This window comes from Pseudomonas sp. TWI929, assembly GCF_039673335.1.
Taxonomy (GTDB): Bacteria; Pseudomonadota; Gammaproteobacteria; order Pseudomonadales; family Pseudomonadaceae; genus Aquipseudomonas.
In genome coordinates this window covers 39,230-54,209 of the sequence record NZ_JBDJLK010000039.1, presented here as the reverse complement: position 1 = coordinate 54,209, position 14,980 = coordinate 39,230, and the positions used below count along the sequence as shown (strand labels likewise).

The window sequence follows — 14,980 nt, the reverse complement described above, 5'->3', positions numbered from 1 at the left end:
TCCTGGTTTTGTTTTGGTGGTTGTTGGTCCCCCCCCGCCCTAGGGGGGGTAAACCCCCTCTAAGCGCCCTCTCCCCCCAACACAGCCCAAAGCCGAACGCACCAAAAGTGTGCCGCTCATTTCGCACGATTTTGTAACTTATGTTTCCCCAGGCAGGCCCTTAAACTGAATCAACCGTAAACGGATTTCGAGTTTTCCCCATGCCTGCCTCCCGTCGCTTCCCCTTGTTGCTGATCGGCGCCTTTCTGGCCCTTTACCTGGTCTGGGGCTCCACCTACCTGTTCATTCGCATTGGCGTCGAGAGCTGGCCACCGATGCTCATGGCCGGGGTGCGCTTCCTGATTGCCGGCGGCCTGCTGTACGGCTTCCTGCGCTGGCGCGGTGTGCCGGCACCCACCTGGCCACAGTGGCGAGCGGCCGGGGCGATCGGCTTTTTGCTGCTTAGCTGCGGCAACGGTGGCGTGACCGTGGCCGAGCATGCCGGCGTGGCCTCGGGCGTGGCGGCGCTGGCGGTGGCGACGGTGCCATTGTTCACCCTGCTGTTCGGCCTGCTGTTCGGGCACCGCAACTCGAAGCTGGAGTGGGCGGGGATTGCCCTTGGGCTGGTGGGTATCGGCCTGCTGAACCTGGGCTCCAACCTGCAGGCCAGCCCGATTGGGGCAGCGCTGATCATCTTTGCGGCGGCGTCGTGGGCGTTCGGCTCGGTGTGGAGCAAGACCTTGCCGCTGCCACAGGGGCCGATGGCCAGTGCCGCGGAGATGCTGGTGGGTGGTGCGGTGCTGTTGCTGGGCAGCGTGCTGTCGGGCGAACACATGACGCAGATGCCGACCGCTGCCGGCTGGGGCGCATTGGCCTACCTGGTGTTCTTCGGCTCGATCCTGGCCTTCAGTGCCTACATGTACCTGCTCAAGCATGTGCGCCCGGCAGCCGCCACCAGCTATGCCTACGTCAACCCGGCGGTGGCGGTGCTGTTGGGTATCGTCTTCGCCGGTGAGCAGATTGGTGCCGAAGAGTGCGTGGCGATGGCGGTGATCATCGGTGCAGTGGTGTTGATCGGCCTGCCGCAGTGGCGCAGGGCAGCCGAGCCCGCGCAGCCGATGAAAGGCGAAATCTGCAAGTAGGCGGGGGCGATGCGGTAAACTTGCCGCCTTCGCTGAACCCCCTGACGGTATTGCCATGAATTTCGCCAAACTCGGCCTGATCGAACCGCTGCTGCGCACCCTGCAGCAACTGGACTACACCACCCCGACCCCGGTGCAGGCCAAGGCTATCCCTGCCGTGCTGGCCGGCCGCGACCTGATGGCCGCAGCCCAGACCGGCACCGGCAAGACCGCAGGCTTTGCCTTGCCCGTGCTGCAGCGCCTGGCGCTGGAAGGCGAGAAGGTGGCCAGCAACTCGATCCGTGCCTTGGTGCTGGTGCCTACCCGTGAGCTGGCCGAGCAGGTGCACAACAACGTGCGCGAGTATGCCGAGAACCTGCCGCTGAGCACCTATGCGGTGTATGGCGGGGTCAGCATCAACCCGCAGATGATGCGCCTGCGCCGTGGCGTCGACCTGCTCGTGGCCACCCCAGGCCGCTTGCTCGACCTGTTCCGGCAGAACGCGGTGAAGTTCAACCAGGTGCAGACCCTGGTGCTGGACGAAGCCGACCGCATGCTCGACCTGGGCTTTGCCGAAGAGCTGCAGTCGGTGTACGCCGCGCTGCCACGCAAGCGCCAGACGTTGCTGTTCTCCGCCACTTTCTCCGAGCAGATCCGCATGCTGGCGGGGCTGGCGCTGAATGACCCGCTGAGTATTGAAGTCAGCCCGCGCAATGCTACCGCCAGCAGCGTCAAGCAGTGGCTGGTGCCTGTGGACAAGAAGCGCAAGGAAGACCTGTTCTGCCACCTGATGCGCAAGCAGCGCTGGAAGCAGGTGCTGGTGTTCGCCAAGACCCGCAATGGCGTCGACCAGTTGGTGGAGCGCTTGCTGGCCGAAGGTGTGAATGCCGACGGCATTCACGGCGACCGCCCGCAAGCCACCCGCCAGCGCGCGCTGGAGAGCTTCAAGGCCCGCGAGATCCAGGTGCTGGTGGCGACCGACGTGGCCGCTCGTGGCCTGGACATCGACGACCTGCCGCTGGTGGTCAACCTCGACCTGCCGATCGTTGCCGAGGACTACGTGCACCGTATCGGCCGTACCGGGCGGGCGGGCAACAAGGGCGAGGCGATTTCGCTGGTGTGCGCGGATGAAGTGCAGTTGCTGTCGGCGATTGAAGTACTGACCCGGCAGACCCTGCCGCGCCATGAAGAGCCGGATTTCATCCCTGACCACCGGGTGCCGATGACCGATGCCAGTGGCCAGGTGATCAAGAAGCCGAAGAAGCCCAAGAAGCCGAAAGAGAACAGCGCCAAGCGTGGGTTGGGGCGTTGGATGGACAGCACTGAAGCAGGCAATGCAGAGCCGGCGGTGAAGGCGGTGCGCAAGGTGCCTAGCTTCAATGGTGGGCCGCGCAAGCGTAAGCCGTAGATTCGCGGCCTACGCGGACCCTGTGGGAGCGGGTTTACCCGCGAAGAATACGACGCGGTGGATGGCACCGGCTGTGCCGGTGTTCGCGGGTGAACCCGCTCCCACAGGGGAGCGGTGTCAGCCTTGGGATTTGAGCCAGCTTGCCGCCGCTCGCCCGGCGCGCAACCCACTGGCAAAACACGCCGTCAGCAGATACCCCCCGGTCGGCGCCTCCCAGTCCAGCATCTCGCCGGCACAGAACACCCCCGGCATGCCCTTGACCATAAGCCCTTCATCCAGCCCCTCGAAACGCACCCCCCCCGCGCTGCTGATCGCCTCATCCAGCGGCCGCGTACGCACCAGCGTGATCGGTAATGCCTTGATCGCCCGCGCCAATGCGCCTGGCTCGGCAAAGGTCGCCTGATCGGTCAGCTCGCGCAGCAGTGCGGCCTTGACCCCATCGATCCCCAGCTGGCTGTGCAGGTGCTTGGCCATGGAGCGCGAGCCCCGTGGCTTGGCCAAGGCCTGGGCAATCTTGTCCACAGGCTTGTCCGGCAGCAGGTCGAGCAACAGCAGCCCACGGCCCTCGCGGTTGATTGCCTCGCGCACTGGCGCCGACCAGGCATACACCAGGCTGCCTTCCACGCCCTGCGCGGTGAGAATGAATTCGCCCTTGCGCGGCGCGCTGCCAGGTACGCTCAGGGCAATGTTCTTCAGCGGCGCACCGGCGAACTTGTCTGTGAGCAGCGCGCTCCAGCCTGCCACTTCAAAACCGCAGTTGCTCGGTTGCATAGGTGAGATATCCACAGCCCGTTCGGCCAGCAGTGGCTGCCAACTGCCATCGGAACCTAGCCGCGCCCAGCTGCCACCACCCAACGCCAGTACCACTACTGCAGCGTTAACCAGGCGTTCCCCCTGTGGATAAGCAATCCGCAAGGCGCCCTCGGCATTCCAGCCCAACCAACGATGGCGGGTGTGGATAACTACCCCGCTGTCGCGCAGGCGCTTGAGCCAGGCGCGCAGCAGTGGTGCGGCTTTCATGTCGGTAGGGAACACCCGGCCCGAGGTGCCGACGAAGGTTGCGATGCCTAGGCCGTGAATCCACTGGCGCAAGGCGTCGGCGTCGAAGTCGCGCAGCAGGGCATCGATTTCGCCCTGGCGTTCGGCATAGCGGCCCACGAACGCCGGGTAAGGTTCGGAGTGGGTGATGTTCATGCCGCCGACACCCGCCAGCAGGAACTTGCGGCCTACCGAGGGCATGGCATCGAACACCTCTACTGCCAGGCCCGCCTGGGCCAGTGCTTCAGCGGCCATCAGGCCGGCTGGGCCGCCACCGATGACGACAGCGAGAGGAGGAGAGGCGGGGTTGAGATCGGGCATGGTGGGCAGCAGGCTGTGGAAAAGATGCGCATTCTAGCGCAGCGCTGCCCAAGGAAGCACTGGTCAAAAAACGATCAGTACTCTGCAGGCCTTGCATACAAAGGGCTACAGCGCCTTTCCCGCAGGTTATCCACAAGCGGCTCCACAGTCATTGTGAACAACTGATGACGCGTGCCGCACTGTGATGAAGAATGCCATGGCGCTTGGCCAAGGCTTCGCGGTCCTTGCTGTAGCCACCGCCGATCACGCCCACCACCGGGATATCTCGGCCCAGGCAGTGGCGCAGCACCGCCTCGTCACGAGCAGCAACGCCGGCATCGGAGAGTTGCAGGTAGCCCAGGGCGTCGTCCTTGTGCACATCGACGCCGGCGTCATACAGCACCAGGTCGGGCTGATACAGCGGCAGCAGGTAGTTGAGCGCATCGTCCACCACTTTCAGGTAGGCCGCGTCACCCATGCCGCGGGGCAGGGGGATGTCCCAATCGCTTTGCGCCTTGCGCGCCGGGAAGTTCTGCTCGCAGTGCAGCGACACGGTGATGGCCTCTGGGGTGTCGTGCAGGATGCGCGCGGTGCCGTCGCCCTGGTGCACGTCGCAGTCGAATATCAGTACCCGGTGCACCCGGCCGGCCTCCAGCATGTAGCGGCTGATAACTGCCAGGTCGTTGAAGATGCAGAAGCCGGCAGGGTGATCGTAATGGGCGTGGTGGGTGCCGCCGGCGAGGTGGCAGGCGATGCCGTGCTGCAGCGCCATCTCGGCGGTCAGCAGTGAGCCACCCACTGCACGCACGGTGCGCCGGGCCAGGGCTTCGCTCCAGGGCAGGCCGAGGCGGCGCTGGTCTTCGCGGGACAGGTCGCCGTTCATGTAACGCTCGATGTAGCCACGGTCGTGCGCCAGGGCGAGGATATCGTTGGGGCAGATCTCCGGGCGCAGCAGGGCCTGGTCGGTGGTCAGCCCGCTGTCGACCAGGTGGTCGCGCAGCAGGCGGAACTTGTCCATCGGGAAGCGGTGTTCGGCGGGGAACTCCGGGCTGTAGTCTTCGTGGTAGATCAGCGGCAACGGCATGGGTGGGGTCGCAATCAGGGCCAGTGCTGATCTTGCCATGGCCGGGGCAGCTTTGCTGCCCAATCGCCGGCAAGGCAGGTCAATTCTACTTCGCGGTGCTGGCCAGCACCCGCTGCCAGTCGGTTTCGTTCAGGCGGCCGAGGATGCGCGCCTTGCCATTGCCATCCACCGAAACGAACAGTGCGCTGGCATAGCCGCTTTCACGCTCCCCACCGGCCACGTGCTGCTGACGGGCGAAGTGGTCGATGCAGCCGTTGTGGGTCACCAGCACCAGGTTATGCCCCGGCCGTTTGTGCGCCAGCGCTTCACTGGCGAACTGGTTGTCGCAGCCTTCCAGCCAGTCTTCACTGGCCACCGCCTGGCCAAGGATGAAGTGCGCGGTTTGCCGGGTGCGCAGTTTCGGGCTGCTGAGCAGATCGGCATTGTTCAGGCCCAGTTGCTGCAGCCCTTGGCCAACGCGGCTGGCAGCCTGGCTGCCGGCCACGGTGATGCCGGTGGGGTCGTCCAGGCAGGGGCCGGGAGCGCTGTCGCAGCGTTCGGCGTGGCGGATCATCACGATCACCGCACCGTCGGCCCAGTCCTGCAGCAGGCCACTGTCACTCAGTCGTTGTTCGTTGCCAAGGTCCACGATATGCGTCCTCGTCGCCAGCCAGGTGGTCAACGCCGCCACGACCATGCACAGGCCAAGGGTTGCGCCGAGGGCTTTGCGGCTCAGGCGGCGCTTGCGCCGGGCGTGGATGGCAGGGTGCCCCAGGGTATTGCTTGATGGCATGCGTTGCTCCATTGGCATGGCCGTGGCTGGCACGGCAGAGATGGCGGCATTTTGCAAAGGGGCCTGTCGGGGGCCGGTGAAGGGCGTGTGAAAATTGCATTCGGCTGCTGCCAGCTGGGTGAAACCCGCGCCCGCGCCTACGCTGTAAACTGCAAGACGGCAAAACCGGAGCAGGCCCGATGACCCCCATCCTTCAACTGGAAAGCGCACGGCTGGTGCTGCGCCAATGGCACGACGACGACCTGCGCGAGTTCGCCGCGCTGTGCGCTGACCCACAGGTGATGCGCTACTTCCCGGCGCCGCTGACGCGCCTGGAGGCGGCTGCGCTGATCGGCCGCGTGCGCGGGCACTTCAACGAATACGGTTTTGGTCTATGGGCCCTGGAACGCAAGGACAGTGGCGCGTTCATCGGCATGACCGGGTTGCTGCACGTTGGTTTCGAGGCCGGCTTCACGCCAGCGGTGGAGATCGGCTGGCGCCTGGCCCGCCGGCATTGGGGCCTCGGTTTTGCCAGCGAAGCGGCGTGGACTTGCCTGCGTTGTGCTTTCGCCCAATTGCGCCTGGAAGAGGTGGTGTCGTTCACTAGCGAGAGCAACCTGCCGTCGCAGAAGGTCATGCAGGCCATTGGCATGCAGCAGGACCCGGCCGGCAGCTTCGAACACCCCCGCCTGCCTGTGGGCCATCCGCTGCGCCCGCATGTGCTGTACCGCATCGACCGCGCGCACTGGGAGCGCACCCTGCGCGCCTGAATGCACGGGCATGCCCGGCGCGAATGACAAACCCTGTATTATTTGCCTTCATAAAGAGCGCTGTAGAGACGTGTTGCCTTGCTAGGAGAACCCCCGATGAGTCATGTGTTGGACGACCTGGTCGACCTGTTGAGCCTCGAGTCCATCGAGGAGAACCTGTTCCGTGGACGTAGCCAGGACCTGGGCTTCCGCCAGCTGTACGGTGGGCAAGTGCTGGGCCAGTCGTTGTCGGCAGCCAGCCAGACGGTCGAGGACGCACGCCATGTACATTCGTTGCACGGCTACTTCCTGCGCCCTGGGGATGCCAGCCTGCCGGTGGTGTACTCGGTGGACCGCGTGCGTGATGGCGGCAGCTTCAGCACCCGGCGAGTGACGGCGATCCAGAAGGGCCAGACCATCTTCACCTGCAGCGCGTCGTTCCAGTACGACGAGGAAGGTTTCGAGCACCAGGCGCAGATGCCTGACGTGGTTGGCCCGGAGAACCTGCCCACCGAGGTCGAGTTGGCCCGTGCCATGGCCGACCAGTTGCCTGAGCGCATTCGCGACAAGGTGCTGTGCGCCAAGCCGATCGAGATTCGCCCGGTCACCGAGCGCGACCCGTTCAACCCCAAGCCCGGCGACCCGGTGAAGTACGCCTGGTTCCGCGCCGATGGCAACCTGCCCGACGTGCCGGCCTTGCACAAGTACATGCTGGCCTACGCCTCGGACTTCGGCCTGTTGACCACTGCGTTGCTGCCACATGGCAAATCGGTGTGGCAGCGTGACATGCAGATTGCCAGCCTCGACCATTCGCTGTGGTTCCATGGCAACCTGCGTGCCGACGAGTGGCTGTTGTACACCACCGACAGCCCCTGGGCCGGTAACTCCCGCGGTTTCTGCCGCGGCAGCATCTTCAATCAGGCCGGGCAACTGGTGGCGTCGTCGTGCCAGGAAGGCCTGATTCGCCATCGCAAGGACTGGGCATGAGCCTGGGCGAGGTGCGCAACTGGGTGTTCGATATGGACGGCACCCTGACCGTGGCCGTGCATGATTTCGCCGCCATTCGTGTGGCGCTGGACATCCCCGCCGAGCACGACATTCTCACCCACCTGGCGGCCTTGCCGGCGGATGAGGCGGCAGCCAAGCATGCCTGGTTGCTGGAACACGAGCGCGATTTGGCGATTGCCTCCACGGCGGCCACGGGGGCGGTGGAGCTGGTGCGCGAGCTGGCTGAACGCGGTTGCCGGCTGGGCATTCTGACCCGCAATGCGCGCGAGCTGGCGCATGTAACGCTGGAGGCCATTGGCCTGGCGGATTGCTTCCCTGTGGAGCACATTCTTGGGCGTGACGAGGCGGCGCCCAAGCCGAGCCCCGATGGCTTGTTGAAAATTGCCCGTGCCTGGGGCGTGGCGCCGGGTGAGCTGGTGATGGTGGGCGACTACCGGTTTGACCTGGACTGCGGGCGAGCGGCAGGGGCGCGGACGGTGCTGGTGAATTTGCCGGACAACCCATGGCCGGAGCTGGTGGATTGGCATGCGGCCGATTGCCGGGCGTTGAAGGTGATGCTGGGCTGAGTTTTTGTGCTGCCTGTGCGGGCCTCTTCGCGGGTGAACCCGCTCCCACTGGATCTGCACCGCCCTCAAGGGCAGTGGGGTCTCTGTGGGAGCGGGTTCACCCGCGAAAGGGCCGGACCTGTCTATGCTGAACCCCAATCTTTTCCCTGAACGGAGACCTACCCATGACCAGCAAGGCCATCTACGTACAACCCGGCGGCGGCTACGACAAGGTCGAGGTCGGCACCTGCGAAGCCCCTGTACCCCAGGCCGGCGAGATCACCGTGCGCCTGCATGCCAGCTCCCTCAACTACCATGACTTCGCCGTGGTCAGCGGCATGTGGGGCCCGAGCGAGCGGCGTATCCCCATGGCCGATGGTGCGGGCGAAGTGGTCGCAGTAGGTAGTGGCGTCACTGAGTTCCAGGTTGGCGATAACGTGGTCAGCACCTTCTTCCCCGACTGGCTCGATGGCCAGGCCAATGTCGAAGGCTTTGCCAGGGTGCCCGGTGACGGCATTGATGGCTACGCCCGTGAACAGGTCACCGCACGCGCCACTGCCTTCACCCTGGCACCCAAGGGCTTCAGCCACGCTGAAGCCGCCACCCTGACCACTGCCGGCCTCACCGCCTGGCGTGCGCTGATGAGCGACGACCACCTCAAGCCCGGCGACACGGTACTGGTGCAGGGCACCGGCGGGGTGTCGATATTCGCCCTGCAATTCGCCAAGCTGGCTGGCGCCACGGTGATCGCCACCTCGTCCAGCGACGCCAAGCTGGAGCGCCTGAAGGCCCTGGGCGCCGACCACCTGATCAACTACAAGAGCACCCCGGCCTGGGGTGAAAAAGCACGCGAGCTGACGGGCAACCGTGGCGTTGATCACGTGATCGAGGTGGGTGGCCCGGCGACGTTGGAGCAATCGATGATTGCCGCGCGTATTGGTGGGCATGTCTCGCTGATCGGCATCCTCACCGGCGTTGCCGGGCAGTTGCCGCTGGTTCAGGCGCTGGTGCGACAGATTCGCCTGCAAGGCGTGCTGGTGGGCAGCCGCGCGCAGCAGCAGGCGATGGTGCGGGCGATCGATGCCAATGGCTTGCGGCCGGTGGTGGACAAGCACTTCGAACTGGAGCAGATCGTCGAGGCGTTCCGTTACCAGGAAAGCAACCGGCATTTCGGCAAGATCTGCCTGACCTGGTAATCAAAGCTGATGCGGTTCTCTTTGTAGGGGCGTGTCACGCTTGCTCGGGCAGTAGTCGATCCCGGCTATTGGACAGGTGCAGGCACACCGCCGCCCGCGCCGCGTCCGGGTCTTGCCGACGGATGGCATTGAGGATCGCCTCATGCTCCAGGTTGGCCAGGTACGCCTGCCGTGCCAGCTTGGCCCCGCTGCGCTCGGCCACGGCCATGCGGTTGCGCGGGATCAGGCCGTTGCCCAACTGCAGCAGCATCTCGGTGAAATACAGGTTGCCGGTGGCTTCGGCTATCAACAGGTGAAAGCGCCGGTCAGCTTCGATGCAGCTGTCACCCGCGGCAGCCAGGTCCTGGTAGTCATCCAGTGCCTGGCGCATGCGCGCCAGGTGCCCTTCATCACGGCGTAGCGCGGCCAGTGCGGCGGCCTGGCCTTCCAGGCCAATGCGCAGCTCCAGCAAATCGCGCACATTGGCCGCGCTTTCCGCAGCGATGCGCAGGCCAGCCTGGGCCTGGCGCTCCATCACGAAGGTACCGATACCGTGGCGAGGTTCCACCAGCCCCGATGCCTGCAACTTCGACAAGGCTTCGCGAACCACCGTGCGGCTGACCCCGTGTTCGCGCACCAGGGTGTTCTCGGAGGGCAGCTTGTCGCCTGGTTTGAAGGTGCCTAGCAAAATCTGCTGGGTCAGGCTGGAGACCAGGTCATGGGCGCGGCTATGGCCACGTTTATGGGCGTGTTCGGTTTCCATGGTGTGATCCGTTTCTTGTTGTGCTTGTACGACAAGTTAAACCATAAAAATTTTTTTTGCCGTTTTTTCCAGTCGACAAATCAGCGAATAGCTCCTCTGATTTTGAAAGATCGCAGCAAATTACCATTATGACAGCTTGTATTTTGCACTTTTGCCGACATTGATCATCTTGTCGTACAACTGCGCTGCGCATATGCTCATCCCCACTGCCATGTCAGACAACCTCGACCCGCACAAAAACAATTAGTGGGAGATCCGCAAGTGAACGACACCCTCGCTCCGTCTACCCGGAATGAAGGCGACGCCTTGGCCAGCGCCGTGGCCAAGGTAAAGCGCCACGTCCTGCCGCTGTTCGTCATCATGTTCATCGTCAACTACCTCGACCGCGTCAACATCGGCTTCGTCCGCCCGCACCTGGAAAGCGACCTGGGTATCAGCGCTGCCGCCTTTGGCCTTGGCGCGGGCCTGTTCTTCATCGGCTACGCGCTGTTCGAAGTGCCTTCGAACATGCTGCTGCAGAAGGTTGGTGCACGCCTGTGGTTGACCCGCATCATGTTCACCTGGGGGCTGGTGGCCACGGCCATGGCCTTCGTGCAGAGCGAAACCCAGTTCTATGTGCTGCGCTTTCTGCTCGGCGTTGCCGAAGCGGGCTTCTTCCCGGGGGTGATCTACTACTTCACTCGCTGGTTGCCGGCTGCCGAACGGGGCAAGGCAATTGCCATCTTCCTCAGCGGCTCGGCGCTGGCCTCGCTGATTTCCGGGCCGCTGGCCGGGGCGCTGATGCAGATCCAGGGCCTGGGCCTGCATGGCTGGCAATGGATGCTGTTCATCGAAGGCATGGCCTCGGTCACCCTGTGCTTCTTCGTGTTCTTCTGGCTCGACTCCAAACCGCAGGATGCCAAGTGGCTGAGCCAGGCCGAGCAGGACGCGCTGGTGGCCACCATCGACCGCGAGCAGCGTGAGCGCGAGGCCATCGGTGCGGTCAAGCCTTCGGCCTGGAGCCTGCTCAAGGACCGCCAGATCGTGCTGTTCTGCCTGATCTACTTCTGCATCCAGCTGACTATCTACGCCGCCACCTTCTGGCTGCCGAGCATCATCAAGCGCATGGGCGACCTCAGCGACCTGCAGGTTGGCTTCTTCAACTCGATCCCATGGCTGATCTCGATCCTGGCCATGTATGCCTTCGCTGCCGGCTCTGCACGCTGGAAGTTCCAGCAGGCCTGGGTTGCGGGTGCCCTGGTGATTGCCGCCATCGGCATGTTCATGTCCACCACTGGTGGGCCGGTGTTCGCCTTTGTCGCGGTGTGCTTCGCGGCCATCGGTTTCAAGTCGGCGTCGTCGCTGTTCTGGCCGATCCCTCAGGGTTACCTGGATGCCCGTATCGCCGCAGCCGTGATCGCGCTGATCAACTCGGTCGGCAACCTCGGCGGCTTCGTCGCCCCCACCACCTTCGGCCTGCTGGAGCAGCAGACCGGCTCGATCCAGGGCGGCCTGTATGGCCTGGCGGTGACCTCGGTACTGGCGGCCATTGCCATCTTCTTTGTACGCATTCGCCCAAAGGGCGCCCCTACTGATGACCTCAAGGCCCCTTCGGCCTTGGGCCAGACCCACTGATGACTGCGAGACAACAACCATGAATATGCAGACAACTCCCGCCGTTCACAGCAGCACCCCTGTGGTCACCGACCTGCGTGTGATCCCCGTGGCCGGCCACGACAGCATGCTGCTCAACCTCAGTGGCGCCCATGGCCCGTTCTTCACCCGCAACGTGGTGGTACTGCGTGACAGTGCGGGCAACACCGGCCTGGGTGAAGTGCCAGGCGGCGAAAAAATTCGCCAGACCCTGGAGGACGCCCGCAGCCTGGTGGTTGGCCAGCCGATCGGCCATTACCAGCGCGTGCTCAATGCCATGCGCCAGACCTTCGCCAACCGCGATTCCGCCGGCCGTGGCCTGCAGACTTTTGACCTGCGCATTACCGTGCATGCGGTGACGGCCATCGAGTCGGCGCTGCTCGACCTGCTTGGCCAACACCTGAACGTGCCGATGGCGGCACTGCTGGGTGAAGGGCAGCAGCGCGAAGCGGTGAAGATGCTCGGTTACCTGTTCTATATCGGCGACCGCCAGCAGACCGACCTGGCCTACCGCAACGAAGCCGATGCCGATGACGACTGGTTCCGCCTGCGCCACGAAAAGGCCCTGACCCCGGAGGCAGTGGTGCGCCTGGCCGAAGCCGCCAAGGCGCGCTATGGCTTCAGCGACTTCAAACTCAAGGGCGGCGTACTGCGTGGCGAGGAGGAGATGGAGGCAGTGACAGCGCTGGCCGAACGCTTCCCCGAAGCGCGCATTACCCTCGACCCGAACGGCGCCTGGTCATTGAAAGAAGCCATTGCCCTGTGCCGCGACAAACACGATGTGCTGGCCTACGCCGAAGACCCATGTGGTGCCGAGAACGGTTACTCGGGCCGTGAAGTGATGGCCGAGTTCCGCCGCGCCACGGGCCTGCGCACCGCCACCAACATGATTGCCACCGACTGGCGGCAGATGGGCCATGCGATCCAGTTGCAGTCGGTGGACATTCCGCTGGCCGACCCGCACTTCTGGACCTTGCAGGGCTCGGTGCGAGTGGCGCAGATGTGCAACGACTGGGGGCTGACCTGGGGTTCGCATTCGAACAACCACTTCGACATTTCGCTGGCGATGTTCACCCAGGTGGCGGCTGCGGCGCCGGGTGAGATCACGGCGATCGATACCCACTGGATCTGGCAGGACGGCCAGCGCCTGACCCGCGAGCCGCTGCGCATTGTCGACGGGCATGTGCACGTGCCGGCACGGCCAGGGCTGGGGGTGGAACTGGATGAAGACCAGCTGGCCAAGGCCCATGAGTGCTACCGCAACATGGGGCTGGGCGCGCGGGATGACAGCATGGCGATGCAGTTCCTGATTCCGGGGTGGAGCTTCGATAACAAGCGGCCTTGCCTGGTGCGTTAAGGCTGCTGGCCTCTTCGCGGGCAAGCCCGCGAAGAGGCCGACACCAATTATCCTGCTTCGAAAAACGCCCGCGCCATCTCGACGAATGCCCCCAGCACCGGGTTGGGGTTATCCCGGCAGAACGCCAGGAAAATCTCTGCCTGCTGCTCCATCCCCACCAGCGGCCTGAACACCACCTGCTCCAGGCGCAACGCCTGCGCCGAAGCCGGCACCACCGCACACCCCAACCCCACATTGACCAACCCCAGGATCGAATGAGTTTGCCCCAACTGGTGCAGATACCGTGGCTGCACTTCATGCCGGGCAAACAGGTTGGCGATGCGGTCATGGAAATAGCGCCCTTCGTTGGCGCTGTACATCACGAATGGCTGTTCATCGAAGTCGTTCGGCCTGAGCCGTTCGCGCGCCGCCAACGCATGCCCGGCGGGCAGGGCGGCGACGAAGGGTTCGCGGTGGATCGGCAGGTATTCCACGCGCGCGCTGGGCAACACCTGGCGCACCAGGCCGACATCGATCAACCCCGCTTCCAGGTCGTGCACCTGGGTGCTGGAGACGCGCTCGCTGAGCACCAGTTCGATATCCGGCAGCGTCTGCCCGGCATGCACCAGCAAGCGCGGGATCATGCTGTATGCGCCCACCGCCGTGAACCCCAAGGTCAGCCGGCCCGCTTCGCCATGGGCGATGCGCCGCGCCGATTGGCTGGCCGACTCGGCGATTTGCAGGATACGCCGGGCGTCTTCGAGGAAACCCTGGCCCGCCAGGGTCAGCCGCGCCTGGCGGTTGTTGCGTTCGAGCAGCAATACGCCAAGGGCATGTTCCAGTAGCTGGATCTGCCGGCTCAGGGGCGGTTGGGTCATGTGCAGACGGGTAGCGGCGCGGCCGAAATGCAGCTCTTCGGCAACGGCCACGAAACAGCGCAACTGGTGCAACTCCACGATTCAATTCCTGAATTATTCGATCCAGCATCTATATTAGACCTGTATCAAACGGCGGCCTAGCATCGAGTCATGTCTTCGAACTGCCGGATGATCACGATGAACAACAACCCCATCGAAGTGCTGTTGACCCAGCCAGTACCCGAGGCCATCGATGCCCAACTGGTCAGCGCCTATCAGGTGCACCGCTTGTATCAGCAGCACAGCCCGCAACGGCTGCTTGACGAAGTGGGCCCGCGCATACGCGGCGTGGTCACCGGTGGTGCCAAGGGCCTGGCCAATGTGCTGATGGACCAGCTGCCCGCACTCGAGATCATCGCCATCAGCGGTATAGGCACCGACGCGGTGGACCTGCGCCATGCGGCCAGCCGCGGCATCCATGTCACCACCACGCCGGGCGTGCTCACCGCCGATGTGGCCGACCTGGCCATGGGCCTGATCATCAACACCCTGCGCCGCCTGGGCGAAGGCGAACGGCTGGTACGTGACGGCTTGTGGGGCAAGGTTGACCTGGCGCTGGCGCGCCGGGTCAGTGGCGCCGAACTGGGCATAGTCGGCCTCGGCCAGGTGGGCAAGGCGATTGCCCGGCGTGCGGCGGCATTCGACATGCGTATTGCCTACAACGGGCGCCGTGAACAGCCGGATACGGGCTACCGCTACGAGGCGGACCTGGTTGCGCTGGCGCGCTCTGTGGATGTGCTGGTGGTCGCCGCTGCCGCCGATGGTGGGCAGGTGTTGGTGACGGCCGAGGTGCTGGAGGCGCTGGGGCCACAGGGTTACCTGATCAACGTTGCGCGCGGCAAGTTGGTGGATGAAGAGGCACTGGTCGAGGCATTGCGTGAGCAGCGCATCGCTGGGGCCGGGCTGGATGTGTTCGTCGATGAGCCGCATGTGCCGCCGGCCTTGCGTGACCTCAACCAGGTCAGCCTGCAACCGCACCGGGGCAGCGCCACGCTACAGACCCGGTTGGAGATGGGACGCATGGTTTTGCTCAACCTTGAAGCCTGTTTCCGCGGTGAGCTGCCGCCGAATCGGGTGGTTCACCTTTAGGGCCCTTTCGCGGGCATGCCCGCGAAGAGGCCGGCACAGGCAACACAAGGCTCCAAGAGCCACCCCCTTCTGCGCACAAGAACAA

General features: G+C 64.5%; 14 protein-coding genes. 9 read left to right on the top strand and 5 right to left on the bottom strand.

The window, feature by feature from the left end:
- Positions 1–200 precede the first annotated feature (200 nt).
- Positions 201–1,121 carry a drug/metabolite exporter YedA gene (gene yedA / locus ABE456_RS16935; RefSeq protein ID WP_346644936.1) on the top strand — a complete coding sequence of 307 codons (921 nt, stop codon included), beginning with the start codon at positions 201–203 and terminating at the stop codon, positions 1,119–1,121.
- A gap of 55 nt (positions 1,122–1,176) precedes the next feature.
- Positions 1,177–2,508 carry a DEAD/DEAH box helicase gene (locus ABE456_RS16930; protein ID WP_346644935.1) on the top strand — a complete coding sequence of 444 codons (1,332 nt, stop codon included), beginning with the start codon at positions 1,177–1,179 and terminating at the stop codon, positions 2,506–2,508.
- Positions 2,509–2,625: 117 nt separating this feature from the next.
- Here ABE456_RS16930 and ABE456_RS16925 read toward each other — a convergent pair whose 3' ends face one another.
- From ABE456_RS16925 to ABE456_RS16915, 3 genes are all read right to left on the bottom strand, one after another.
- Entirely contained in the window at positions 2,626–3,867 is a 1,242-nt protein-coding gene (locus ABE456_RS16925) for a TIGR03862 family flavoprotein (protein WP_346644934.1), read from the bottom strand.
- A gap of 148 nt (positions 3,868–4,015) precedes the next feature.
- Positions 4,016–4,930, bottom strand: coding sequence for a histone deacetylase (locus tag ABE456_RS16920; protein ID WP_346644937.1), 915 nt, complete (start codon positions 4,928–4,930; stop codon positions 4,016–4,018).
- An 85-nt stretch (positions 4,931–5,015) separates the two neighbouring features.
- Positions 5,016–5,702: a histidine phosphatase family protein gene (locus ABE456_RS16915; protein ID WP_346644933.1), complete on the bottom strand. Its 687-nt coding sequence runs from the start codon at positions 5,700–5,702 to the stop codon at positions 5,016–5,018.
- A gap of 179 nt (positions 5,703–5,881) precedes the next feature.
- Between ABE456_RS16915 and ABE456_RS16910 the strand changes: the two genes are divergently transcribed.
- The 4 genes from ABE456_RS16910 to ABE456_RS16895 all read left to right on the top strand — a co-directional run bounded on the left by ABE456_RS16910 (position 5,882) and on the right by ABE456_RS16895 (position 9,179).
- Complete coding sequence (locus tag ABE456_RS16910) at positions 5,882–6,451, top strand: GNAT family N-acetyltransferase (RefSeq protein WP_346644932.1); 570 nt, start codon at positions 5,882–5,884, stop codon at positions 6,449–6,451.
- Positions 6,452–6,547: 96 nt separating this feature from the next.
- Entirely contained in the window at positions 6,548–7,417 is an 870-nt protein-coding gene (tesB, locus tag ABE456_RS16905; protein WP_346644931.1) for an acyl-CoA thioesterase II, read from the top strand.
- Positions 7,414–8,004, top strand: coding sequence for an HAD family hydrolase (locus tag ABE456_RS16900; RefSeq protein ID WP_346644930.1), 591 nt, complete (start codon positions 7,414–7,416; stop codon positions 8,002–8,004). Before tesB ends, ABE456_RS16900 begins: the two co-directional genes overlap by 4 nt.
- 164 nt (positions 8,005–8,168) lie before the next feature.
- Positions 8,169–9,179 (top strand): NAD(P)-dependent alcohol dehydrogenase, encoded by a 1,011-nt coding sequence (locus ABE456_RS16895; protein WP_346644929.1) that lies wholly within the window; start codon positions 8,169–8,171, stop codon positions 9,177–9,179.
- A 34-nt stretch (positions 9,180–9,213) separates the two neighbouring features.
- On the opposite strand, the gene ABE456_RS16890 is transcribed toward ABE456_RS16895, so the two are convergent.
- Positions 9,214–9,921 carry a FadR/GntR family transcriptional regulator gene (locus ABE456_RS16890; RefSeq protein ID WP_346644928.1) on the bottom strand — a complete coding sequence of 236 codons (708 nt, stop codon included), beginning with the start codon at positions 9,919–9,921 and terminating at the stop codon, positions 9,214–9,216.
- Positions 9,922–10,182: 261 nt separating this feature from the next.
- Here ABE456_RS16890 and ABE456_RS16885 point away from each other — a divergent pair, with 261 nt between their 5' ends.
- Positions 10,183–11,535 carry an MFS transporter gene (locus ABE456_RS16885; RefSeq protein ID WP_346644927.1) on the top strand — a complete coding sequence of 451 codons (1,353 nt, stop codon included), beginning with the start codon at positions 10,183–10,185 and terminating at the stop codon, positions 11,533–11,535.
- A gap of 19 nt (positions 11,536–11,554) precedes the next feature.
- Complete coding sequence (gene gudD, locus ABE456_RS16880; protein ID WP_346644926.1) at positions 11,555–12,910, top strand: glucarate dehydratase; 1,356 nt, start codon at positions 11,555–11,557, stop codon at positions 12,908–12,910.
- A gap of 47 nt (positions 12,911–12,957) precedes the next feature.
- Here the strand turns inward: gudD and ABE456_RS16875 are convergent, their stop codons facing one another.
- On the bottom strand, positions 12,958–13,845 hold the full coding sequence (locus tag ABE456_RS16875; protein ID WP_346644925.1) for a LysR substrate-binding domain-containing protein: 888 nt from the start codon (positions 13,843–13,845) through the stop codon (positions 12,958–12,960).
- A gap of 99 nt (positions 13,846–13,944) precedes the next feature.
- Between ABE456_RS16875 and ABE456_RS16870 the strand changes: the two genes are divergently transcribed.
- Entirely contained in the window at positions 13,945–14,895 is a 951-nt protein-coding gene (locus ABE456_RS16870; RefSeq protein WP_346644924.1) for a 2-hydroxyacid dehydrogenase, read from the top strand.
- The last annotated feature ends 85 nt before the right edge of the window (positions 14,896–14,980 follow it).